We start from the raw sequence: 253 nt of genomic DNA on the forward strand, positions 1-253 counted from the left end.
CTCGGTAGCTCAGTCGGTAGAGCAGAGGACTGAAAATCCTCGTGTCGGCGGTTCGATTCCGTCCCGAGCCACCATTTATCTTAATACAATACGCCGGCTTAGCTCAATTGGTAGAGCAACTGACTTGTAATCAGTAGGTTGGGGGTTCAAGTCCTCTAGCCGGCACCATGTAAGTTTCGGAGGGGTAGCGAAGTGGCTAAACGCGGCGGACTGTAAATCCGCTCCTTCGGGTTCGGCAGTTCGAATCTGCCCC

General features: G+C 53.8%; 1 tRNA gene. It reads left to right on the forward strand.

The features are described 5' to 3' along the window. Positions 1 to 92: 92 nt before the first annotated feature. Positions 93 to 168, forward strand: a tRNA-Thr gene (locus JDS95_RS30740). The last annotated feature ends 85 nt before the right edge of the window (positions 169 to 253 follow it).

Origin of the sequence: Bacillus cereus group sp. N24 (assembly GCF_016483345.1) — a bacterium.
GTDB lineage: Bacteria > Bacillota > Bacilli > Bacillales > Bacillaceae_G > Bacillus_A > Bacillus_A toyonensis.